The organism is Pseudomonas sp. COR18, assembly GCF_048568395.1.
GTDB lineage: Bacteria > Pseudomonadota > Gammaproteobacteria > Pseudomonadales > Pseudomonadaceae > Aquipseudomonas > Aquipseudomonas fuscovaginae_B.
Map to the genome: position 1 here is coordinate 4153844 of NZ_CP183808.1, position 20384 is coordinate 4174227.

At 63.4% G+C, this 20384-nt stretch carries 20 protein-coding genes; 15 read left to right on the plus strand and 5 right to left on the minus strand.

Features of this window, described 5'->3' with window-relative positions:
- Nucleotide 1 precedes the first annotated feature (1 nt).
- The 7 genes from ACM62G_RS19175 (at nt 2) to ACM62G_RS19205 (ending at nt 8376) form a co-directional block, all read left to right on the plus strand.
- Nucleotides 2–730, plus strand: a complete 729-nt coding sequence (locus ACM62G_RS19175; RefSeq protein WP_416770212.1) for a response regulator transcription factor — start codon at nt 2–4, stop codon at nt 728–730.
- Nucleotides 720–2132 carry a histidine kinase sensor domain-containing protein gene (locus tag ACM62G_RS19180; protein WP_419735349.1) on the plus strand — a complete coding sequence of 471 codons (1413 nt, stop codon included), beginning with the start codon at nt 720–722 and terminating at the stop codon, nt 2130–2132. Before ACM62G_RS19175 ends, ACM62G_RS19180 begins: the two co-directional genes overlap by 11 nt.
- Before the next feature lie 81 nt (nt 2133–2213).
- The gene (cysM, locus tag ACM62G_RS19185) at nt 2214–3116 is read left to right on the plus strand and encodes a cysteine synthase CysM (protein WP_054057147.1); all 903 of its coding nucleotides are present in this window, start codon (nt 2214–2216) and stop codon (nt 3114–3116) included.
- Nucleotides 3116–4486, plus strand: a complete 1371-nt coding sequence (gene rlmD / locus ACM62G_RS19190; protein ID WP_419735350.1) for a 23S rRNA (uracil(1939)-C(5))-methyltransferase RlmD — start codon at nt 3116–3118, stop codon at nt 4484–4486. Before cysM ends, rlmD begins: the two co-directional genes overlap by 1 nt.
- 103 nt (nt 4487–4589) lie before the next feature.
- A complete protein-coding gene (relA, locus tag ACM62G_RS19195; RefSeq protein WP_054059802.1) occupies nt 4590–6830 on the plus strand; it encodes a GTP diphosphokinase in 2241 nt (746 codons plus the stop codon).
- A gap of 139 nt (nt 6831–6969) precedes the next feature.
- Nucleotides 6970–7803: a nucleoside triphosphate pyrophosphohydrolase gene (gene mazG / locus ACM62G_RS19200; protein WP_273825938.1), complete on the plus strand. Its 834-nt coding sequence runs from the start codon at nt 6970–6972 to the stop codon at nt 7801–7803.
- 27 nt (nt 7804–7830) lie between these two features.
- Nucleotides 7831–8376, plus strand: a complete 546-nt coding sequence (locus ACM62G_RS19205; RefSeq protein WP_054059800.1) for a DUF2058 domain-containing protein — start codon at nt 7831–7833, stop codon at nt 8374–8376.
- An 87-nt stretch (nt 8377–8463) separates the two neighbouring features.
- Here the strand turns inward: ACM62G_RS19205 and ACM62G_RS19210 are convergent, their stop codons facing one another.
- A complete protein-coding gene (locus tag ACM62G_RS19210; RefSeq protein WP_017902154.1) occupies nt 8464–8652 on the minus strand; it encodes a hypothetical protein in 189 nt (62 codons plus the stop codon).
- Nucleotides 8653–9296: 644 nt separating this feature from the next.
- On the opposite strand from ACM62G_RS19210, the gene ACM62G_RS19215 reads away from it, so the two are divergent.
- Both ACM62G_RS19215 and ACM62G_RS19220 read left to right on the plus strand, forming a co-directional pair.
- Nucleotides 9297–9743 carry a hypothetical protein gene (locus ACM62G_RS19215; protein ID WP_054059799.1) on the plus strand — a complete coding sequence of 149 codons (447 nt, stop codon included), beginning with the start codon at nt 9297–9299 and terminating at the stop codon, nt 9741–9743.
- A 130-nt stretch (nt 9744–9873) separates the two neighbouring features.
- Complete coding sequence (locus ACM62G_RS19220) at nt 9874–10641, plus strand: hypothetical protein (protein WP_419735351.1); 768 nt, start codon at nt 9874–9876, stop codon at nt 10639–10641.
- A 55-nt stretch (nt 10642–10696) separates the two neighbouring features.
- On the opposite strand, the gene ACM62G_RS19225 is transcribed toward ACM62G_RS19220, so the two are convergent.
- From ACM62G_RS19225 to purM, 3 genes are read right to left on the minus strand one after another with little or no spacing between them, the layout of a single operon-like run.
- Nucleotides 10697–11410, minus strand: coding sequence for a DUF3108 domain-containing protein (locus tag ACM62G_RS19225; protein WP_054059797.1), 714 nt, complete (start codon nt 11408–11410; stop codon nt 10697–10699).
- 8 nt (nt 11411–11418) lie between these two features.
- Nucleotides 11419–12081 (minus strand): phosphoribosylglycinamide formyltransferase, encoded by a 663-nt coding sequence (gene purN / locus ACM62G_RS19230; RefSeq protein WP_301601408.1) that lies wholly within the window; start codon nt 12079–12081, stop codon nt 11419–11421.
- On the minus strand, nt 12081–13139 hold the full coding sequence (gene purM, locus ACM62G_RS19235; RefSeq protein ID WP_054059795.1) for a phosphoribosylformylglycinamidine cyclo-ligase: 1059 nt from the start codon (nt 13137–13139) through the stop codon (nt 12081–12083). Before purM ends, purN begins: the two co-directional genes overlap by 1 nt.
- 376 nt (nt 13140–13515) lie before the next feature.
- Here purM and ACM62G_RS19240 point away from each other — a divergent pair, with 376 nt between their 5' ends.
- The 6 genes from ACM62G_RS19240 (at nt 13516) to ACM62G_RS19265 (ending at nt 18927) form a co-directional block, all read left to right on the plus strand.
- On the plus strand, nt 13516–14559 hold the full coding sequence (locus ACM62G_RS19240) for a DUF2066 domain-containing protein (RefSeq protein WP_273825941.1): 1044 nt from the start codon (nt 13516–13518) through the stop codon (nt 14557–14559).
- Nucleotides 14560–14595: 36 nt separating this feature from the next.
- Entirely contained in the window at nt 14596–15669 is a 1074-nt protein-coding gene (locus ACM62G_RS19245) for an AI-2E family transporter (RefSeq protein WP_419735352.1), read from the plus strand.
- Between the two features lie 227 nt (nt 15670–15896).
- Nucleotides 15897–16601: a DnaA regulatory inactivator Hda gene (gene hda / locus ACM62G_RS19250; protein WP_054060433.1), complete on the plus strand. Its 705-nt coding sequence runs from the start codon at nt 15897–15899 to the stop codon at nt 16599–16601.
- Between the two features lie 230 nt (nt 16602–16831).
- Nucleotides 16832–17467, plus strand: coding sequence for a C40 family peptidase (locus ACM62G_RS19255; RefSeq protein WP_054060434.1), 636 nt, complete (start codon nt 16832–16834; stop codon nt 17465–17467).
- A 233-nt stretch (nt 17468–17700) separates the two neighbouring features.
- On the plus strand, nt 17701–18237 hold the full coding sequence (locus tag ACM62G_RS19260; protein WP_273825942.1) for a C40 family peptidase: 537 nt from the start codon (nt 17701–17703) through the stop codon (nt 18235–18237).
- A 27-nt stretch (nt 18238–18264) separates the two neighbouring features.
- Nucleotides 18265–18927: a class I SAM-dependent methyltransferase gene (locus ACM62G_RS19265; protein WP_054060436.1), complete on the plus strand. Its 663-nt coding sequence runs from the start codon at nt 18265–18267 to the stop codon at nt 18925–18927.
- 9 nt (nt 18928–18936) lie between these two features.
- On the opposite strand, the gene ACM62G_RS19270 is transcribed toward ACM62G_RS19265, so the two are convergent.
- The gene (locus ACM62G_RS19270; protein WP_054060437.1) at nt 18937–20253 is read right to left on the minus strand and encodes a PQQ-dependent sugar dehydrogenase; all 1317 of its coding nucleotides are present in this window, start codon (nt 20251–20253) and stop codon (nt 18937–18939) included.
- Nucleotides 20254–20384 lie beyond the last annotated feature (131 nt).

Sequence of the window (20384 nt, forward strand, 5' to 3'; positions counted from 1 at the left end):
AATGAATCCCGTACCTGTTGGCCAGCCGAGTATTCTGGCGATCGAAGATGACACCGTGCTCGGGGCCTACGTGCACGAGCAACTGGGCCGCTGCGGCTTCGAGGTGACCTGGTGCCGCAACGGCCAGGACGGCCTGGAGCTGGCGCGCAATCAGGTCTTCGACGTGGTGTTGATGGACATCCTGCTGCCAGGCATGGATGGCCTCGAAGTACTGACGCATCTGCGTCGCAGTCATTCGCTGCCGGTGATCCTGATGTCCGCCCTCGGTGCCGAGGCGGACCGCATCAGCGGTTTTCGCCTGGGCGCCGACGACTACCTGCCCAAGCCGTTCAGCATGGCGGAGTTGCGGGTGCGGATCGAGGCCATCCTGCGCCGGGTCGCCCTGGAGCGGCGCCCCATGCCCCTGCCGGTGGCGCTACCGCGTGAGGCCGGGCATGCCCTGCGTTTCGACGATGAACTCTGCGATGTGCACTTCGGCGCGCAATGGGCGGGCCTCACCCGCAGCGAGTACCGTCTGCTGGAGACCCTGCACCGTCATGGCGACGAGGTACTGAGCAAGGCCTTCCTTTATCAACATGTCCTGCAGCGTGGCTATGCGACCCACGACCGCAGCCTGGACATGCATGTCAGCCAGATTCGCCGCAAGCTCAAGGCGGTCGGCTACACCGAGCGCGAGCTGCGCACGGTCTGGGGCAAGGGCTACGTGTTGAGCGCCGGCGATGAGGTGTAGGCTGCCCGGGCGACATTCGCTGTTCTGGAAGCTGGCCCTGCTGCTGGTCGCGTTCTGTCTGCTGATGATCTGGCTGAGCTGGTACTGGGGCCGCTACATGGAGCAGCAGAACGCCTACCTGTCCGAGGAGGCACGCACCACGCTCAAGGGTTATGCCTTCGCCGCCGGGCAGGCCTGGGAGGCCGACGGGCAGGCGGGGGTCGACCGCTGGCTGCAGGAACTGCGCGAGCATGAGTCGACCTGGAGCGGGGTCATCGGCGGCGACCTGCAGTCGTTGTCCTCGCAGCCCCTGCTCTGGAGCGAAAGCCAGCGCCTGACCTTCTTGCGTGGGCTGGACTGGCCGGTGAGCCGTCATGTGGTCGGGTTGCCCTGGCTGAAGGTTCCCTTCCCGCAGAATCCGGAGGCCGGCAGCCTGGTGATGGAGTTGCCACAGCGCTTCATGCCCGGGCGCTACCAGTGGTTCTGGCGCCTGGTCACCAATGGGCTGATTCCGGGGCTGTTCACGCTGTTGTTGTGTGTCGGCCTGTACCGCCTGCTGATCCAGCCGTTGAACCACCTGCGGGCCCAGGCCAATGCCTGGCGTGCCGATCAGTTGGGCACCCGCTTGTCGTCGCGCACCACCAGCCGCCAGGACGAGCTGGGCGAACTGGGGCGGGCATTCGACCAGATGTCCGAGCGCCTGCAAACCACCGTGGGCCTGCAGCAGCAACTGTTGCGCGACCTCTCCCATGAAATGCGCACCCCCCTCAGTCGCCTGCGTGTCTGCTGTGATGGCGAGGAGAGCCTGGATGAGCTGCGCAGGCGCCTGGCCCGTGAAGTCGACGGCATGCAGCGGCTGGTGGAGGACACCCTGCAACTGGCCTGGCTCGATACCGAGCGGGCGCCCCTGCACAAGGAGGACATCCAGCTCCAGGCCCTCTGGGAAATGCTCGTGGAGGATGCCTGTTATGAAAGCGGCTGGCCCTCGACGCGTCTGCACTGCGCGCTGGATGCCTCGTGCTGGGTGCGTGGCCACCTCAACAGCCTGGCCCAGGCCCTGGAGAACATTCTGCGCAATGCGATCCGCCATTCGCCGCCGGGCGGGACCATCCGTCTCGACGGGCGCCGCGAAGGTCCGTACTGGGTCGTGTGGCTGGAAGACCAGGGCGGTGGCGTGGCCGAGCAGGACCTGGAGCGGATCTTCGCACCGTTCACCCGCCTTGACGGTTCGCGCCCCGGAGACGGCGGCTTCGGCCTCGGCCTGAGTATCGCGCGCAATGCCGTGCAGCGTCAGGGCGGCTCGGTCTGGGCACAGAACACTGCGCAGGGGCTGCGCCTGAATGTACGGCTGCTGGCCTGCATGCCTGCGGATGCGGGCAGCGCCCTCGGCATTCTCGAAGCGGCTTATAGCCAGAAGCCATAAGCATCGCACTTTGCGTGATATGGGCCGCAGGCGTTTGCCGGTATGATAGGCGCCCCCCGCAGTCTGGATTGCGAATACGCCATGACCTTGCAGTATCCAACTATCGCCGATTGCATCGGCAACACGCCCCTGGTTCGTCTGCAACGCCTGCCTGGAAATACCAGCAATACCCTCCTGCTCAAGCTTGAAGGGAACAATCCAGCAGGCTCCGTGAAGGACCGTCCGGCCCTGTCGATGATCACCCGCGCCGAATTGCGTGGGCAGATCCAGCCCGGCGACACACTGATCGAGGCGACCTCGGGCAACACCGGGATTGCCCTGGCCATGGCCGCGGCGATCAAGGGCTACAGGATGATCCTGATCATGCCCGACAACTCCACGGCCGAGCGCAAGGCGGCGATGACCGCCTATGGCGCCGAGCTGATCCTGGTCAGCCGCGAGGAGGGCATGGAAGGTGCCCGCGACCTCGCCGAGCGGATGCAGGCCGAAGGCCGCGGCAAGGTGCTCGACCAGTTCGCCAACGGCGACAACCCCGAGGCTCACTACACCGGCACCGGTCCGGAAATCTGGCGGCAGACCCAGGGCACCATCACCCACTTCGTCAGTTCCATGGGCACCACCGGGACCATCATGGGCGTATCGCGCTACCTGAAGGAGCAGAATCCCGGCGTGCAGATCGTCGGCCTGCAGCCGATGGAAGGTGCCACGATCCCGGGCATCCGTCGTTGGCCCCATGAGTACCTGCCCCGGATTTTCCAATCCGAGCGGGTCGACCGCATCGTCGACATGGGCCAGGAGGAAGCGGAAGACGTCATGCGTCGTCTGGCCCGTGAGGAAGGCGTATTCTGTGGCGTGTCCTCGGGCGGTGCGGTGGCGGCCATGCTGCGCCTGTCGCGCGAGGTCGAGAACGCGGTGATGGTCGCGATCATCTGTGACCGCGGCGACCGCTACCTGTCGACCGGCATCTACGATTCTCCCAACTGATGGCCAGACAGCACAAAGGCCTGCGCTTCCAGCCGACTGGCGGCAGCCGGGCCCCGCAAGTGCCCGTGGGCAAGAAACAGCGGCTGACGATCGAGCGGCTGGCCAATGACGGCCGCGGCATCGCCTTTATCGAGGGGCGTACCTGGTTCGTCGCCGGCGCCCTGGCCGGCGAGGAAGTCGAGGCGCGGGTATTGGGCGCCCATGGCAAGGTCGTCGAGGCGCGCAGCGAGCGCCTGCTGCTCGCCAGCGACCAGCGCCGTGCGGCGCCCTGCGCCCATGCCGGGCGCTGCGGTGGTTGCAGTATTCAGCACATGCCCCATGCAGACCAGTTGGCGCTCAAGCAGCGCCTGCTCGCCGAGCAGCTGTCGCGGGTAGCTGGTGTCGAGCCGGAGGAATGGGCGGCGCCGCTGAGCGGTCCCGAGTTCGGCTATCGTCGGCGGGCCCGGGTGGCGGTGCGCTGGGATGCCCGGGCCAGGCAACTGGAGGTCGGCTTTCGTGCGGCGTCCAGCCAGGACATCGTCGCCATCGACGACTGCCCGGTGCTGGTCGCGGCCCTGCAGCCGCTCATGAACGGTCTGCCGGCGATGCTCCGGCGCCTGGGCAAACCCCAGTCGCTGGGGCATGTCGAACTGTTCAGCGGTTCGGCGGTGGCGCTGTTGCTGCGGCACATGTCGCCGCTGTCGGCCGATGACCTGCAGATCCTGCGCGACTTCTGCGAACGGCATGGCGCACAGCTCTGGCTGCAGGGCGAAGACGCTCCGCAGCCGGTGGACGCCTCGCTGCCGCTGGGCTATCGCCTGGAACGGTGGAACCTGGAACTGGCCTATCGGCCGGGGGATTTCGTCCAGGTCAACGCCGGGGTCAACGAGGCGATGGTGGCCCAGGCGCTCGACTGGCTGCAGCCGGCGCCCGATGAGCGGGTGCTGGACCTGTTTTGCGGCCTGGGCAACTTCGCCCTGCCACTGGCCCGCCAGGTGCGCGAGGTGGTGGCGGTGGAGGGCGTGCAGACCATGGTCGAGCGGGCTGCCGCCAATGCCGCTGCGAACAATCTGCATAACGCGAGCTTTTTTCAGGCCGATTTATCCCAGCCTCTGAATGATGCCGGTTGGGCCAAAGCAGGCTTTTCTGCGGTACTCTTGGACCCACCACGCGACGGTGCCTTCGAGATGGTCGGCAAGCTTGCCGGATTGGGTGCCAGGCGTCTGGTGTATGTGTCGTGCAACCCCGCGACTCTGGCGCGCGACACGGTCGAATTGATCAAGCAGGGCTACCGGTTAAAACGTGCCGGGATCCTCGATATGTTTCCGCAGACAGCGCATGTCGAGGCCATGGCGTTATTTGAAACGAGCCAGGATGCTCGTCTAGTCTGACTGGCCGTCCCCGCACTCCGACCAGCCCTGCCGGAGTGCAGGGGACAATGTACGGCCAGCGATTCTGACGCATTGAATCTGCGTCGTAGGGAAGGTAAGCAAGATGGTACAGGTGAGAGCACACCAGCCGATCAACACCGACGGCAGTATCAATCTCGAGGCATGGCTCGACCATACGGTGAGCGTCGATCCGGCGCTGGACCGCGAAGCATTGAAGGAGGCCTGCGAGTACGCACGGCTTGCCGAACAGCAGACCCTGCCGACCCAGGATGCATGGGCCGAAGGGGGCAGTTTCAGTACCGGGCTCGAGATCGCCGATATCCTCGCCGACCTCAAGCTCGACCAGGATTCGCTGGTCGCCGCCGTTCTGTACCGTGGCGTGCGCCAGGGGCAGATCCTGTTGCCGGCGGTCAGCCAGAAATTCGGCCCGGTGGTGGCCAAGCTGATCGATGGCGTGCTGCGCATGGCGGCCATCAGTGCCAGCCTCAGCCCGCGCCAGTCCCAGGTCATGGGTACCCAGGTGCAGGTGGAGAACCTGCGCAAGATGCTCGTGGCGATGGTCGACGACGTGCGTGTCGCGCTGATCAAGCTGGCCGAGCGGACCTGCGCCATCCGGGCGGTGAAGACCGCCGACGAGGAGAAGCGCAACCGCGTGGCCCGCGAGGTGTTCGACATCTACGCGCCGCTGGCCCATCGCCTGGGTATCGGGCATATCAAGTGGGAGCTGGAGGACCTGTCCTTCCGTTACCTGGAGCCCGACCAGTACAAGCAGATCGCCAAGCTGCTGCACGAGCGGCGGCTCGATCGCGAACGTTTCATCAGCGAGGTGATGTGCCAGCTGGAAAACGAACTGCTGGCGACCGGCGTCAAGGCCGACATCAGCGGCCGGGCCAAGCACATCTATTCGATCTGGCGCAAAATGCAGCGCAAGGGTCTGGAGTTCAGCCAGATCTACGACGTGCGCGCGGTTCGTGTGCTGGTGCCGGAAATGCGCGACTGCTACACCGCGCTGGGGATCGTCCACACCCTGTGGCGGCATATCCCCAAGGAATTCGACGACTACATCGCCAACCCCAAGGAAAACGGCTATCGCTCGCTGCACACTGCGGTGATCGGGCCGGAAGGCAAGGTGCTGGAAGTGCAGATCCGCACCCACGCCATGCACGAGGAGGCGGAACTCGGCGTCTGCGCCCACTGGAAATACAAGGGCACCGACGTCAAGTCCGGCTCCAACCACTATGAAGAGAAGATCTCCTGGTTGCGCCAGGTGCTGGAATGGCACGAGGAACTGGGGGACATCGGTGGCCTGGCGGACCAGCTGCGGGTCGATATCGAGCCGGACCGGGTTTATGTCTTCACCCCGGACGGGCATGCGATCGACCTGCCCAAGGGCGCCACGCCGCTGGACTTCGCGTACCGCGTGCACACCGAGATCGGCCACAACTGCCGGGGCGCGAAGATCAACGGGCGCATCGTGCCGCTCAACTACAGCCTGCAGACCGGCGAGCAGGTGGAGATCATCACCAGCAAGCACGGCACGCCGAGCCGCGACTGGCTGAACTCGAACCTGGGCTACGTGACCACCTCGCGGGCGCGGGCGAAGATCGTCCACTGGTTCAAGCTGCAGGCGCGTGACCAGAACGTTGCGGCCGGCAAGACCTTGCTCGAACGCGAGCTGACGCGCCTGGACCTGCCCCAGGTGGACTTCGACAAGCTGGCCGACAAGGCCAACATGAAGACCGCCGAGGACATGTTCGCCGCCCTCGGCGCCGGCGACCTGCGCCTGGCGCAACTGGTCAACACCGCGCAGCAACTGGTCGAGCCCGAGCGTGGCAACGAGCAGTTGGAATTGATCCCGCGCAAGTCCGCCGGGTACAAGCCGGGCAAGCGCGGCGACATTCAGATTCAGGGCGTCGGCAACCTGATGACCCAGATGGCCGGCTGCTGCCAGCCGCTGCCGGGCGATGCCATCGTCGGCTACATCACCCAGGGCCGCGGGGTGAGCATTCACCGCCAGGACTGCGCCTCGGTGCTGCAACTGAGCTCGCGCGAGCCGGAGCGGATCATCCAGGTCAGCTGGGGGCCGGTGCCGGTATCGACCTATCCGGTGGATATCATGATCCGCGCCTACGACCGTTCCGGTCTGCTGCGTGACGTGTCCCAGGTGTTGCTCAACGAGCGGATCAACGTGCTGGCGGTCAACACCCGCTCGAACAAGGAGGACAACACCGCGTTGATGTCCCTGACCATCGAGATCCCGGGGCTGGACGCGTTGGGGCGGTTGCTGGGGCGGATTTCCCAACTACCCAACATCATCGAAACCCGGCGCAACCGCACGACTTGAGCTGCTGCGCTCGGTCCGGCTTCGTTGGAGCCTGGACGAAAATGCTCATTGACTACAGTCAACTCCGCTTTTTCGTCCAGGCTCCGCCTCGTCATACCTTCGCTCGCGAAGCTCAATTCAATCGTACAGAGAACGACTGATGTACAGCCTCCAAGACCTGCTGCACCTGATGGCCCGGCTGCGCGACCCGCAATACGGTTGCCCCTGGGACATCCAGCAAAGCTATGCCACCATCGTTCCCCACACGCTTGAGGAAGCCTACGAGGTGGCCGACGCCATCGAGCGCGGGGATTTCGAGCATCTGCAGGGGGAACTGGGCGACCTGCTGTTCCAGGTGGTCTACTACAGCCAACTGGCCCGTGAAGAAGGGCGTTTCGAGTTCGACGGCGTGGTCGATGGCATCGTCCGCAAGTTGATCCGTCGCCACCCCCATGTATTCCCCACCGGCGACCTGTATGCCCCGGTGGACTTGCCGCGTCTGAGCGAAGAGCAGGTCAAGCGGCGCTGGGAAGAGATCAAGGCCGAGGAGCGCGCCGAGAACCACCGCGCTCCCGAGCAGTTGTCGCTGCTTGATGACGTGCCTGCCGCCTTGCCGGCACTGTCCCGGGCGGCAAAACTGCAGAAGCGTGCCGCCCAGGTCGGTTTCGACTGGCCGGCGGCGCTGCCGGTGGTGGACAAGATCCGTGAAGAACTCGACGAAGTGCTTGAAGCGATGGCGGACAACGACTCGGCGGCTATGGCCGACGAGGTCGGCGACCTGCTGTTCAGCGTGGTCAATCTGGCCCGGCACCTCAAGGTCGACCCGGAAAACGCCCTGCGTGGTGCCAATGGCAAGTTCGACCGACGTTTCCGATTTGTCGAACAGGCATTGCGCGATACCCATCGTCCCATGGAAGATTGCACCCTCGAAGAATTGGACGCCTTGTGGGGCGAAGCCAAGCGTCAGGAAAAGAATGCACCCAGCTGCGGCTGAGTCGTTGACCCCAAGTGAGTAAGCATCATGAGCCTTTCCCTTCGCGACCAGCTGCTCAAGGCAGGCCTGGTCAATCAAAAGCAGGCCAAGCAGGTCAGCAAGGACAAACAGAAACACCAGCGGCTGGTCCACAAGGGCCAGGCCGAGGCTGACGATACCCAGGCGCGCCTGGCCCAGCAAGCGCAGGCCGAGAAGGTCAAGCGCGATCAGGAGCTGAACCGCCAGCAGCAGGAAAAGGCTGAAGCCAAGGCCCGTGCGGCCCAGGTCAAGCAGTTGATCGAAACCTCGCGCCTGCCCAAGCTGACCACCGAGGACTACTACAACTTCGTTGATGACAAGAAGGTCAAGCGCCTGTCGGTCAACAACCTGATGCGCAACAAGCTCAGCAACGGCTCGCTGGCGATCGTCCATCACGGTGGTGGTTACGAAGTGATCCCGCGCGAGGCGGCACTGAAGATCCAGGAGCGTGCTCCGGAGCGCATCGTCCAGCTCAATGCCCTGAGCGAGACCCAGGTGCCGGACGAGGATGATCCGTACGCCGCCTACCAGATCCCTGACGATCTGATGTGGTAACCCAAACAAACCCCGCTCCAAAGGCGGGGTTTGTTTGGGCCGGCGCCACCGGCTGCGTGGGCCGGCGATGCCATTGGAGCCAGGGCTTCAGGAGTTTTGTGCCTGACGCTTCAGTTCGAGGCTTTCCAGTTCGCTCTTGTATTGTTGAGCATCGGCCTCGTTGTGAAACATGCCTACCAGCAGGTCCTGTTGATGGACGTCCCAGATCCGGATACCGGCGGCCAGGCCTTCATGGGACATGTGTGCATCATCGCGTTCGGTCACTTTTACGGTCATCTGCAAGCTCCTGTTACTGTTGAGCTGCGGCAATGCGTCGCAGGACTTCGTTATATGATTCATTAGCTTCCTACGTAAATCGGTGGGAAATGAAATTCACTTTTGCAAAATCTGTATCAATCCGCTGAGGCCCGGATTTACTGGGTTTCACGGTTTCACTCGGTGCTTTGCTGACAAAAGTTTCATGTTTGCGCAGCGGAAAGTCGCATGCCAGAGCGTTGCAATCGCTGGCGCCGGAGGGGCTGTTCCAGCCGGTGGCGATATGTTCCGGCAGTTATCAGAGCTTTCCTGCTTGGAATTTTTTGTGCTAAATACATTCGCCCCAGGAATAATGGGGCACCCTGAAGTTTCGCGGTATTTCCGGCCAGGCGGCCGGATCGAGGGAGAGAAAACGTTCGGCATGGAAGCCACAGTCAACGCCTGCATCTATCTGGCAGCCTCATGCTGCCGCCTGCATCGTCCACCCCTGGCGCTCGGCGAGACGGTCGCTTCTAACTGAGGCTTCTGTCCGGGCCGTAAGCGGGGTTCTGTGTTTTCCATGATTTTCGACGTTCTGCCATCGACCTGGCTGTACCCGGGACGGATGTCTCCGGGGAGTCGGAAAGACCGTGGATAGGGAATCCAACCAACACAGGAGTAGAAGCATGAAGCTGTTCAAGTCGGTGTTTTCGGTAGCGGCCCTGGCCACCCTGGCGGCCGGATCGGCGTTCGCCGGGCCGCCGGTGTCCGTGACCTTCAAGAACCTCGGTACCGCCGATGCCACCTACAAGATCATCACCAGCAACGAAGCCACCACCAGCGTCAATGCGGTGCCCAAGCCGGTGACCACGGTCAAGGCTGGCGGGGCTGACACCTACGTCGTCCAGAGCAACATCTCTCCGCTCGCCAACTATGCCAACCTTCGCTACACCATCGGCAACAAGACCTGCACCTTCCTGGCCACCTATGTCGCAATGGCCGGCCCGCTGGGGTCGACCACGCCGAAATGGAACAACACCGCGACTCCAAGCGGTGGTGCGGTGTGCACGGCGAAAGTGACTTCGACCAACATCTCCACCTATGCCTGGTCCGTCGAATTCACCATGAAGTAAGTCGGTGGCGGAGCCTGCGGGCTCCGCTTTCCTGCCGTCCATCGTGTCCGGTCAAGTTTCCTGAAACAACGCCGATACAATCTGACAGGCCAGGGTTTGAGGAGTGGCCATCAACAGGGAGGGTCCCATCTTGGTAGGTTCAATCAATTCCAGTTCGCTGTCCGGCGCCCAGCTCACCACGGTTTCGTCCGCCCAGGGCGACTCGGCCAAGGCTGCAACGGCGGTTCCCGCAACCACCGGGCAGAAGGACACCAGTCGTCTTTCCCCGCTTTCTCGACAACTGAGCGAGAGCGCCGCCCGTGCCGCCGCCAGGGATGCAAGCCTGAGTCGAAAGGAGTTGGGGGCCAAGGCCAGCGAACTGCTGGGCCAGATCAGCGGCGATGGCTACTTCGCCAACAAGGCGGCCAACGATGCCGAGGTTCCGGCGACCGATGATCCCGAGTTGCTGGCGCGGGCACGCAATGCCACCGACTTCGTCAATGGCAATGGCCGCAACCCCTTTGCCGGCATGTCGCAGGACCAGCTCTCGCTGATCATCTACGACGACAGTGGCAACTTTACCGCCAACGAGCGACGCGCGGCCTGGAGCGAGTCCTCCGATCAGGAATATGCCTGGCGGCAGAAGGCCGTGGCCAGTGCGATGGCCGAATACAATGAGACCGGCAAGCTGACCAAGTTCTTCACCTCGGCGCTGGAGCATTACAAGGAGCTGCCGGCGATCGAGCAGGCTCAGTATCCGAACAGTTATGAGGCCAAGCTGCAGGCCTGGATCGCCCTCGACTTCAACTACAAGACCCACACCGTCGAAGGTCAGGGCAGTCCGCAGGCAATATTGGACAAGGTGCTCGCGCTGGACAGCGAGACCTTCGACGAGAGCCGTTCAGGCCCCGCGGTCTGAAGCGCCAGTAAAAAGCCCCGCATCCGGCGGGGCTTTTTATTGGCGTTGTGGTGGCTCAGTTGCCCTTGACGGGCTTGCCGTCGACGGTACCGTCCTGGAGCATGATGTTGTACTCCTTGCCGTCGGTCTCGACCTGGCGCAGGGCGACCAGGATGTAGCCCCAGTCCTTGGCGAACCACATCTGGGTGATGCGCTTGCTCTGCGTTGGATCACGTACCCGCTCGACCTTGATCGCATCGATCGTGCCGGCCTTGGTCTGGACCTTTTCCGGGCCGATCACGCGGAAGTCGTAGGTGTCGGTATCGGTGCCTTCGGCAACCCGGTAGCTCATGCTCTTCTTGCCGGCGGCCACGTCACGCTGCAGGGCCAACTGGTAGGTGGACTTGTCCAGCATGCCGCTTTCCAGGGGCAGGTTGACCGAGTCCTTGCCTTCGAAACCGGTGACCTTGTTGCTCGCCCAGTCGAAGTCCAGGTTGATCTTCTTGGCCTTGCCCAGGCCGCCGCGCTCGAAGGTGTAGGTCTGTGGCAGCAGCTTGTCCTTCTCGAGGCGCAGGGTGCTTTCCTCGGTCAGGCTGGCGATCATCATGGAAGCCTTGAAGTTCAGGGTCCAGGTGCCGTTGTCGTTTTTCTTCAGGCTGCGTTCGGCCGAACCGCTCATGGGCAGTTGTTTCCAGTCTGCGGTGTAGCTGGCGGAGAACGGCTGAAGATCCGCCGCCTGCACCACGGGCAGGGCGAGCAGGGTAAGAGCGAAGAGCAAAGCGCGACGCATAAAATCTCCTAGGTTCGAATCGAATGACCGCTGGCCGCGAGTAGCTGGCCGTCCAGCAAGGCACCCTGTTCGCCAAGGCGCAAGCGCCCTTCGGCGAACCAGCGTACCGCCAGGGGGTAAATCCTGTGTTCCTGGGTATGCACCCGTTGCGCCAGACTCTGCGCCGAATCACCAGACTCTACCGTAACCACAGCCTGTACGACCAGAGGCCCGCCATCGAGTTCCTCGGTGACGAAGTGTACGCTGCAGCCATGCTCGGCTTCGCCGGCGTCCAGGGCGCGCTGGTGCGTGTGCAGGCCCTTGTACTTGGGCAACAGCGAAGGATGGATATTGAGCAGGCGCCCCTGATAGTGACGGACGAAATCGGCGCTGAGGATGCGCATGAAGCCGGCCAGGACTACCAGTTGCGGATTGAAGGCGTCGATCAGTTCGATCAGGGCGGCATCGAAGGCTTCGCGGCCTTCGAAGGCCTTGTGATCCAGGGCGCGGGTTTCGATACCCGCGTCCCTGGCGCGTTGCAGGCCGTAGGCGTCGGCACGGTTGGAGATCACCGCGGCGATATGGGCCGGGTTGCCTCCGGTCCGCACGTCGTCGATCAGGGCCTGCAAGTTGCTGCCGGAGCCCGACAGCAACACCACGACGCTGCAGGTCGGGCTTATCGGCTCGGACATCAGTGAGCCTTGAGGTTCTTCAGCTCGACCTGGGCGGCGCCTTCGGCGGCCACGGCGATCTGGCCGATGACCCAAGGCTGTTCGCCGGCTTCGCGCAGCACGTTCAGGGCGCTTTCAACGTGTTCCTGGGCCACGCAGATGACCATGCCGACGCCGCAGTTCAGCACGCGGTGCATCTCGGTTTCGTTGACGTTGCCTTTTTCCTGCAGCCAGTCGAACACCGCCGGACGCTGCCAGCTGGCCACGTCGATCACGGCCTGGGCGCCTGCCGGCAGGACGCGCGGGATGTTGTCCAGCAGGCCACCACCGGTGATGTGGGCCATGGCCTTGACTGCGCCGGTTTCCTTGATCAGCTTGAGCAGCGGCTTGACGTAGATGCGGGTTGGCGCCATCAGCAGGTCGGTCAGTGGCTTGCCGTCGAGTTGGGTGTTCTCGATGTCGGCGCCGGAGACTTCGATGATCTTGCGGATCAGCGAGTAGCCGTTGGAGTGCGGGCCGGAAGAAGGCAGGGCAATCAGGGCGTCGCCGGTGGCCACTTTCGAGCCATCGATGATTTCCGATTTTTCAACCACGCCGACGCAGAAGCCGGCCAGGTCGTAGTCCTCGCCTTCGTACATGCCCGGCATTTCAGCGGTTTCGCCGCCGACCAGGGAGCAGCCGGACAGCTCGCAGCCGGCGCCGATGCCGGTGACCACCTGGGCGGCGGTGTCGACGTTGAGCTTGCCGGTGGCGTAGTAGTCGAGGAAGAACAGCGGCTCGGCGCCGCAGACCACCAGGTCGTTCACGCACATGGCCACCAGGTCGATGCCGATGCTGTCGTGCTTGTTCAGGTTCAGCGCCAGGCGCAGCTTGGTGCCGACGCCGTCGGTGCCGGAGACCAGGACCGGCTGCTTGTAACCGGCCGGGATCTCGCAGAGGGCGCCGAAGCCGCCCAGGCCGCCCATGACTTCCGGACGCGCAGTACGCTTGGCCACGCCTTTGATGCGTTCGACCAATGCTTCACCGGCGTCGATGTCTACACCGGCGTCCTTGTAGCTCAGGGAGGGTTGCTTGCTCATGATCCAGGCCTATAGGGGGGATTCTTGGGGTATCGACCGGGAACGACGGGACCACCGCAAGGCCGACTGCAAGTCGGCTTTTCAGTTGTCCGGCCATTGCCGGTCTGCGAAGGCGCGCGATTTTATCAGGCTTGAGCAGCAGCGGCCATCCTCGGGCCGACGGGCAGGGCGATATCGGCGAAAAAATCCGTGGCTGTCGGCGCTGGCTGCATCGGGCGCTGCTGTATAAGGTATAGCCTCATCAACCGCTGTCTTTGATGACAGCGGAAAAACTTTCGTGATGGTATGAATGATGGCACTGCGCTGTGGTCACACGCCTGTCCCTTTGTATTCATGCGGTCGTTCCAAGCCGTTTTCTGCCTGTCGGGAATTGTCCATGCGTCTGTTCAAGTTACTGAGTGCCGGTTGCCTGTCGTTGTTGAGCCTGGCGATCCATGCCGAAACCTTCAATGGGCTGTACCAGGTGCGCGAGCCGGTCAGCAGCCAGTCCCCCGATGAGCGCAACCAGGCCACCCAGCGGGCGCTGGAAACCCTGGTGCTGCGCCTCACCGGTGACCCCAAGGCGCTGCAGAGCGCGGGGTTGGCCGAGGTGCGCAAGGACCCGCAGCAGATCATCAGCCAGTATGGCTACGACGCCGGGCCACCGGAGAGCCTGCAGGTGGATTTCGACCCGGTGAGCACCGACCGCGCCTTGCGCGGCGCCGGGTTGTCGTTGTGGGGCAGCAATCGCCCCGCGATTCTCGGCTGGTGGCTGAACGATTCCACCGAGGGTTCGAGCCTGGTGGGTGATGGCCAGTCGGCGGCGGAGCCATTGCGTCGCGCGGCGCAGCATCGCGGCCTGCCACTGCGCCTGCCGCTGGCTGACCTGGAAGAGCAGATCGTCGCCACCGCGAAGAATCTCGAGGGTTCGGATGCCACGCCGTTGCAGGCGGCGTCCGAGCGATATGGCGCCGATGCCCTGCTGGCGGTGCATGCCCGCCAGAACGGTGCGCAGTGGGAGGCCAAGTGGCGCCTGTGGCTGGGCGGCCAGAAGGAGCAGGGTACGGTGCAGGGCGCGGACACCGCGGCGCTGGCCGATGCCGTGCTGCTGGCAGTGAGCGAGCGCCTGGCGCCACGTTTCGCCGTCAAGCCGGGGGTGGCCACCGAGCAGTTGCTGGAAGTGCAGGGCATGACCCTGGAGCATTATGGCGCGCTGGAGCGCCTGCTCGAGCCGTTCGGTGGTCGGCCGGTGAGCGTGGACGGCGACCGCATCGTCTATCAGGTCAGTGGCAGCGCGGAGCAGTTGCGCGCGCAACTGGGGTTGGCGAAGTTGCAGGAGGTGCCTGCGGGCGAGGCGCCCGCGCCGGCCCCGGCGGCGAGCGATCCGGCGGCGGCCAATGCGGCTCCGGTTGCAACACCGCAACTGCGCTTTCGTTGGTAATTCATTTTTCTTCTATATATAAGGCTGGAATCGTCCATGACTGACATTCGCCGATGGATCTGGCTGGGCGCGGCATTTGGGCTGTGTTTGCTGGTGTATCTGCTGCACCCGATCCTGTCGCCGTTCCTGGTGGGTATCCTGCTGGCCTACCTGTTCGACCCGGTGGTCGACCGGCTGGAGAAGTTCGGCCTGTCGCGGACCTGGGGCGTGGTCACGGTGTTTGCCCTGTTCACCCTGATCCTGATGACCTTGCTGCTGGTGCTGGTGCCGATGCTGGCCAAGCAGTTGGTGCGACTCTATGAGCTGGCGCCGCAGGTGCTCGACTGGCTGCAGCACACCGCGATGCCCTGGGCGCAGCAAAAGTTCGGCCTGGCGGACGGCTTCTGGAAGTTCGACAAGGTCAAGGCCGCCATCAGCGAGCACATGGGGCAGACCACCGATATCGTCGGTGTGGTGCTGTCCCAGGCCACCGCGTCGGGCCTGGCACTGATGGGCTGGCTGGCCAACCTGGTGTTGATCCCGGTGGTGAGCTTCTACCTGCTGCGGGACTGGGACCTGATGATGGCGAAGATCTGCAGCCTGCTGCCGCGCCAGCAGGAAGGTCGCATCGTCGCCCTGGCCGGTGAATGCCACGACGTGCTCGGCGCCTTCGTGCGCGGGCAGTTGCTGGTGATGCTGGCGCTCGGCGGCATCTATGCCGGTGGCCTGATGCTGGTCGGCCTGGAGCTGGGGTTGTTGATCGGCCTGTTGGCGGGGCTGGCGGCCATCGTGCCCTATATGGGCTTCGTCATCGGGATTGGCGCGGCGATCACCGCCGGGTTGTTTCAGTTCGGCGGCGAGTTGTACCCGATGATCGGCATCGTCGCGGTGTTCATGGTCGGCCAGGCCCTTGAGGGTATGGTGCTGACGCCGCTGCTGGTGGGGGATCGCATCGGCCTGCATCCGGTGGCGGTGATCTTTGCGATTCTCGCCGGCGGCGAACTGTTCGGTTTCACCGGGGTGCTGCTGGCGTTGCCGGTGGCGGCGGTGATCATGGTGCTGGTGCGGCATGTCCATGATCTGTACAAGGAATCGGACATGTATGGCGGTCAGGAGGATCCTGATCTCTGATGCCGCCTTCTGTAGGAATGGTCGGCCGGCGGGCGGCGTTTTGAGTGTGCTGTCCGCAAGTCGGTTCCTGCAGGGGCTGTGCAAGTTTTGACGATGCTTTCCTTTGGTTAACGCAAACCTTTGATTTTGCTTGTGGTCTGTTGCATTGTGCGCCCGGCGTCACGGGTATAAACTTTGCAGACTTTACACAGAGGCCACTAACGGTTCCCGGGAACTGTTCAGTCAGCATGAAACCGATTCAGCTGCCCCTAGGTGTGCGTCTACGGGATGACGCTACCTTCATCAACTACTACCCAGGCGCCAATGCCGCTGCACTCGGCTATGTCGAGCGGCTATGCGAGGCCGACGCCGGGTGGACGGAAAGCCTGATCTATCTGTGGGGCAAGCACGGCGTGGGGCGTACCCACCTGTTACAGGCCGCGTGCCTGCGTTTCGAGCAGTTGGGTGAGCCGGCGGTGTACCTGCCGCTGGCCGAGTTGATGGACCGTGGGGTCGAGCTGCTGGATAACCTCGAACAGTACGAGCTGGTCTGCCTGGATGACTTGCAGGTGATCGCCGGCCGGGCCGACTGGGAAGAGGCGCTGTTTCACCTGTTCAACCGTTTGCGTGACAGTGGCCGGCGCCTGCTGATAGCCGCCTCGACCTCGCCCCGTGAGCTGCCGGTGAAGCTGGCCGACCTCAAGTCGCGGCTGACCCTGGCGCTGATTTTCCAGATGCGCCCGCTTTCCGACGAAGACAAACTGCGTGCTTTGCAACTGCGTGCTTCAAGGCGTGGGCTGCACCTGACCGATGAAGTAGGACATTTCATCCTGACTCGTGGTACTCGCAGCATGAGTGCGTTGTTCGAGTTGCTCGAGCGTCTCGATCAGGCTTCCCTGCAGGCCCAGCGCAAGCTGACCATCCCGTTCCTGAAGGAAACCCTGGGCTGGTAACGCACCGGCAAAGTCCCCGGTTATCGGGGGTTTCAGGGCTTTTCGTCAAATTACAGACACGAAAAAACCGCGCTTAAGTCAATTTTCAGGCGCTTGAAAGACGTTCGGGTATTAAGCCCTTAGATGTTTTCAAGATACAACCGAGTCACATTTTGCCTGATAAAATTTGCAAATGAGGGTGATAGAAGGCATAGTCACACCTTCTAACAAACTCAGCCACGGTCGTGCCCATGCTAAATCGCTTCGCACCCCTCGTGCCTCTCGCACTCGTTACCTTGCTTTTTGGTTGCGCGGCGCATACGCCAGTTTCGCAACAGCAGGTAGATAATTCGGCCAGGGCCGCTTCGGTTTCTGGCGTCAAATCCTCCACAGTGCTGGATGATGAACTGGCTACTGAAAAGGAACTCGCCGAGTTCTCCGACAGCAAGCCTTACCAGTTGCCTGTACTGGCCGACAGCATTCTCGAGCGCGGCATGTCGCTGATCGGTACCCGCTATCGTTTCGGCGGTACCAGCGAGACTTCCGGCTTTGATTGCAGCGGCTTCATCGGTTATCTGTTCCGTGAGGAAGCAGGCCTGGACCTGCCGCGCTCCACGCGTGAGATGATCAACGTGAAGGCGCCGCTGGTGGCCCGCAACAAGCTCAAGCCGGGTGACCTGCTGTTCTTCGCCACCAACGGTCGCCGCGGTCGTGTCAGCCACGCCGGCATTTACCTGGGCGATGACCAGTTCATCCACTCCAGCAGCCGTCGCAGTGGTGGCGTGCGGGTGGACAGCCTGGGCGACAGCTACTGGAGCAAGACCTTCATTGAAGCCAAGCGCGCCCTGGCGATGGCTCCAACCACGGTCACAGCCAGCAACAAGTAAAGCGTCGGACGTTTCAGTGCCGCCAGCCACGGCTGGCGTGCAAGCTGCTAAGCTTCACTGGCAGCTGCGCTGTACAAAAAACGTCCGAAGTTAAAGTGATACTTGAAGTTTGGCGCGTAACCGCTAGAATCCTGACTTATTGTTGAGTGCCTGACCGCGCAAGCTATGCCTGCGCGGTTTTGATTTCTCTACGCCACGGCAGAGCAAGCCACATTCAGTCAGGATTTCTGCATATGTCGATCTCGGCCCGCATCGCCCTCGTTGCCCTCACCGCATTGCTCGGTGCCTGTGCCAGTCATCCGCCACCCCCTCCGGCCCCGGTGACCCGTCCCGTGGTGTTCGCCTCGCCCCAGCCTACCTCGCCGGAAGCCGAAGACGTGCTGTTCCGGGCGCTGGGTCTGGTCGGGACGCCCTATCGCTGGGGCGGCAATACCCCGGACTCCGGTTTTGATTGCAGCGGGCTGATCAGCTATGTCTACCGCGATATGGCAGGTATCAACCTGCCGCGTTCGACCCGCGAAATGATCGTGATGCGTGCGCCGAACGTGCCACAGGATGCCTTGCAGACCGGCGACCTGATCTTTTTCGCCACCAACGGCGGCTCCCAGGTCAGCCATGCGGGGATCTACGTGGGTGAGGGGCGTTTCGTCCACGCCCCGGCCACCGGCGGAACGGTCAAGCTGGACAGCCTGTCCAAGGCCTATTGGCAGCGTGCCTACCTCAATGCCAAGCGGGTCCTGCCGGCCGAGCATCTGGCGCGGATTCCGTAACCATCCACCGGCTGGCGTGAGGTTGTCATGACCGCCCGCACCCTGCAGCTCGACGATGCGCTCTACCGCTACCTGCTGGAGGTCTCCCTGCGCGAGACGCCGCTGCTGCGCCGTCTGCGCGAGGAAACCCAGGCGCTGCCCATGGCGCGCTGGCAGGTGGCGCCCGAGCAGGGCCAGTTCCTCGCCTTGCTGGTCAGCCTGACCGGCGCCCGACGCCTGCTCGAAGTCGGTACCTTCACCGGCTACAGCGCCTTGTGTATGGCCTCGGCGTTGCCGCAAGACGGTTCGCTGCTGTGTTGCGACATTCCCGGCGACTACAACGCCACGGCACGGCGTTACTGGCGCGAGGCCGGCTTGGCCTCGCGCATCGAACTGCGTCTGGCGCCGGCCCTCGACACCCTGGCCGAACTGGAGCGCCAGGGGCAGGGCGAATCCTTCGACCTGATCTTCATCGACGCCGACAAGGCCAATTATCCGCATTACCTGGAGAGCGCCCTGCGTCTGCTGCGGGTCGGTGGTCTGGCGATTTTCGACAACACCCTGTGGAGCGGACGGGTCCTGGAGGCGCAGGCCCAGAGCGAGGACACCCGGGCCATCCAGGCCCTTAACCGGGCCTTGAAGGATGACGCGCGGGTCGACCTGTCACTGCTGCCCCTGGGCGATGGCCTGACGCTCTGTCGCAAGCGTTAGCGCGGGCTGTTACTGCCTGGCCGGTGAAACACGCCAGACCTTGTTGCCGACGTCGTCTGCCACCAGCAGGTCGCCCTGGCGATCGATCGCCACGCCCACGGGCCGGCCCATGGCGTTTTCCTCCTTGTCGAGAAAACCGCTCAGCACGTCCACCGGCTGACCATTCGGCTTGCCGTCGGCGAAGGGGACGAAGATCACCTTGTAGCCGCTGTGGGGTTTGCGGTTCCACGAACCATGCTGGCCGATGAACGCACCCTGGGTGAAAGGCGCTGGCAGCCTGCTGCCCTGGGCAAATGTCAGCCCGAGGGCGGCGGTGTGGGGGCCGACGGCATAGTCGGGGGCGATGGCCTTGGCAACCATGGCTGGATCCGAAGGCGACACCCGGACATCCACGTGCTGCCCGTAATAGCTGTAGGGCCAGCCGTAGAAGGCGCCATCCTTCACCGAAGTGATGTAGTCCGGCACCAGGTCGCTGCCAATCGCGTCCCGTTCGTTGACCGCCGTCCACAGCGCGCCACTCTGGGGTTCCCAGGCCAGGCCATTGGGGTTGCGCAGGCCGGAGGCGAAGATCCGGTGGTTGCCGTTCGCCGGGTCGACCTCCCAGATCGCCGCACGGCCCTGTTCCTTGTCCAGGCCGTTTTCGCCGACGTTGCTGTTGGAACCGACCGTGACGTAGAGCTTGCTGCCATCCCGGCTGGCGATGACGTTCTTGGTCCAGTGGTGATTGAGTGTGCCGCCGGGCAGGTCGACGACCTTCTGAGGCTTGGCCTTGAGCGTGATGTCACCTTCCTCGTAGTGGAAGCGCAACAGGGCATCGGTGTCGGCCACGTACAGGTCCTTGCCCACCAGCGTCATGCCGAACGGCGAGTTGAGGCCTTCGATGAAGGTCGTGCGCGTTTCCGCGACCCCATCGTGATTGGCGTCGCGCAACAGCGTGATGCGATTGGCGCTGGGTACGCCGGCTCCGGCGCGGTCCATGACCTTGCCGGCCACCCAGCCGCGGATGCCCTGGTTGTCATCGGGCCTGTCGGGGGCATTGGTCTCGGCGACCAGTACATCGCCGTTGGGCAGTACATACAGCCAGCGTGGATGGTCGAGGTTTTCGGCAAATGCATTGACCTGGGTGCCCGCCGCCGTCAGGGGCCGCGCGCCTTCGGGCCAGCCGATGGCCGGGGCGATGTTGACGGTGGGAATCAGGGTCTTGTTCGGTTCCGGGAGCTTGGGCGAAGGGCCGGTGCCGTCGGCTACCGACAGGCTGGAACTTTCGCCACAAGCAGCCAATCCGCTGGCGAGCAGAATGATCAGCGCGTGTTTCTGCTGGAACATGTTGAATCTCCATTGATGCTTGTGTTTGCCCAGCAATAGAGAGGTCGGATCGATACAGGTTCAATCCTTCCTCCTGCAGCCTGCGCTGGATGGTTCGGGGCATTGACCGCCGTTATCGGGGGTATTGCTGG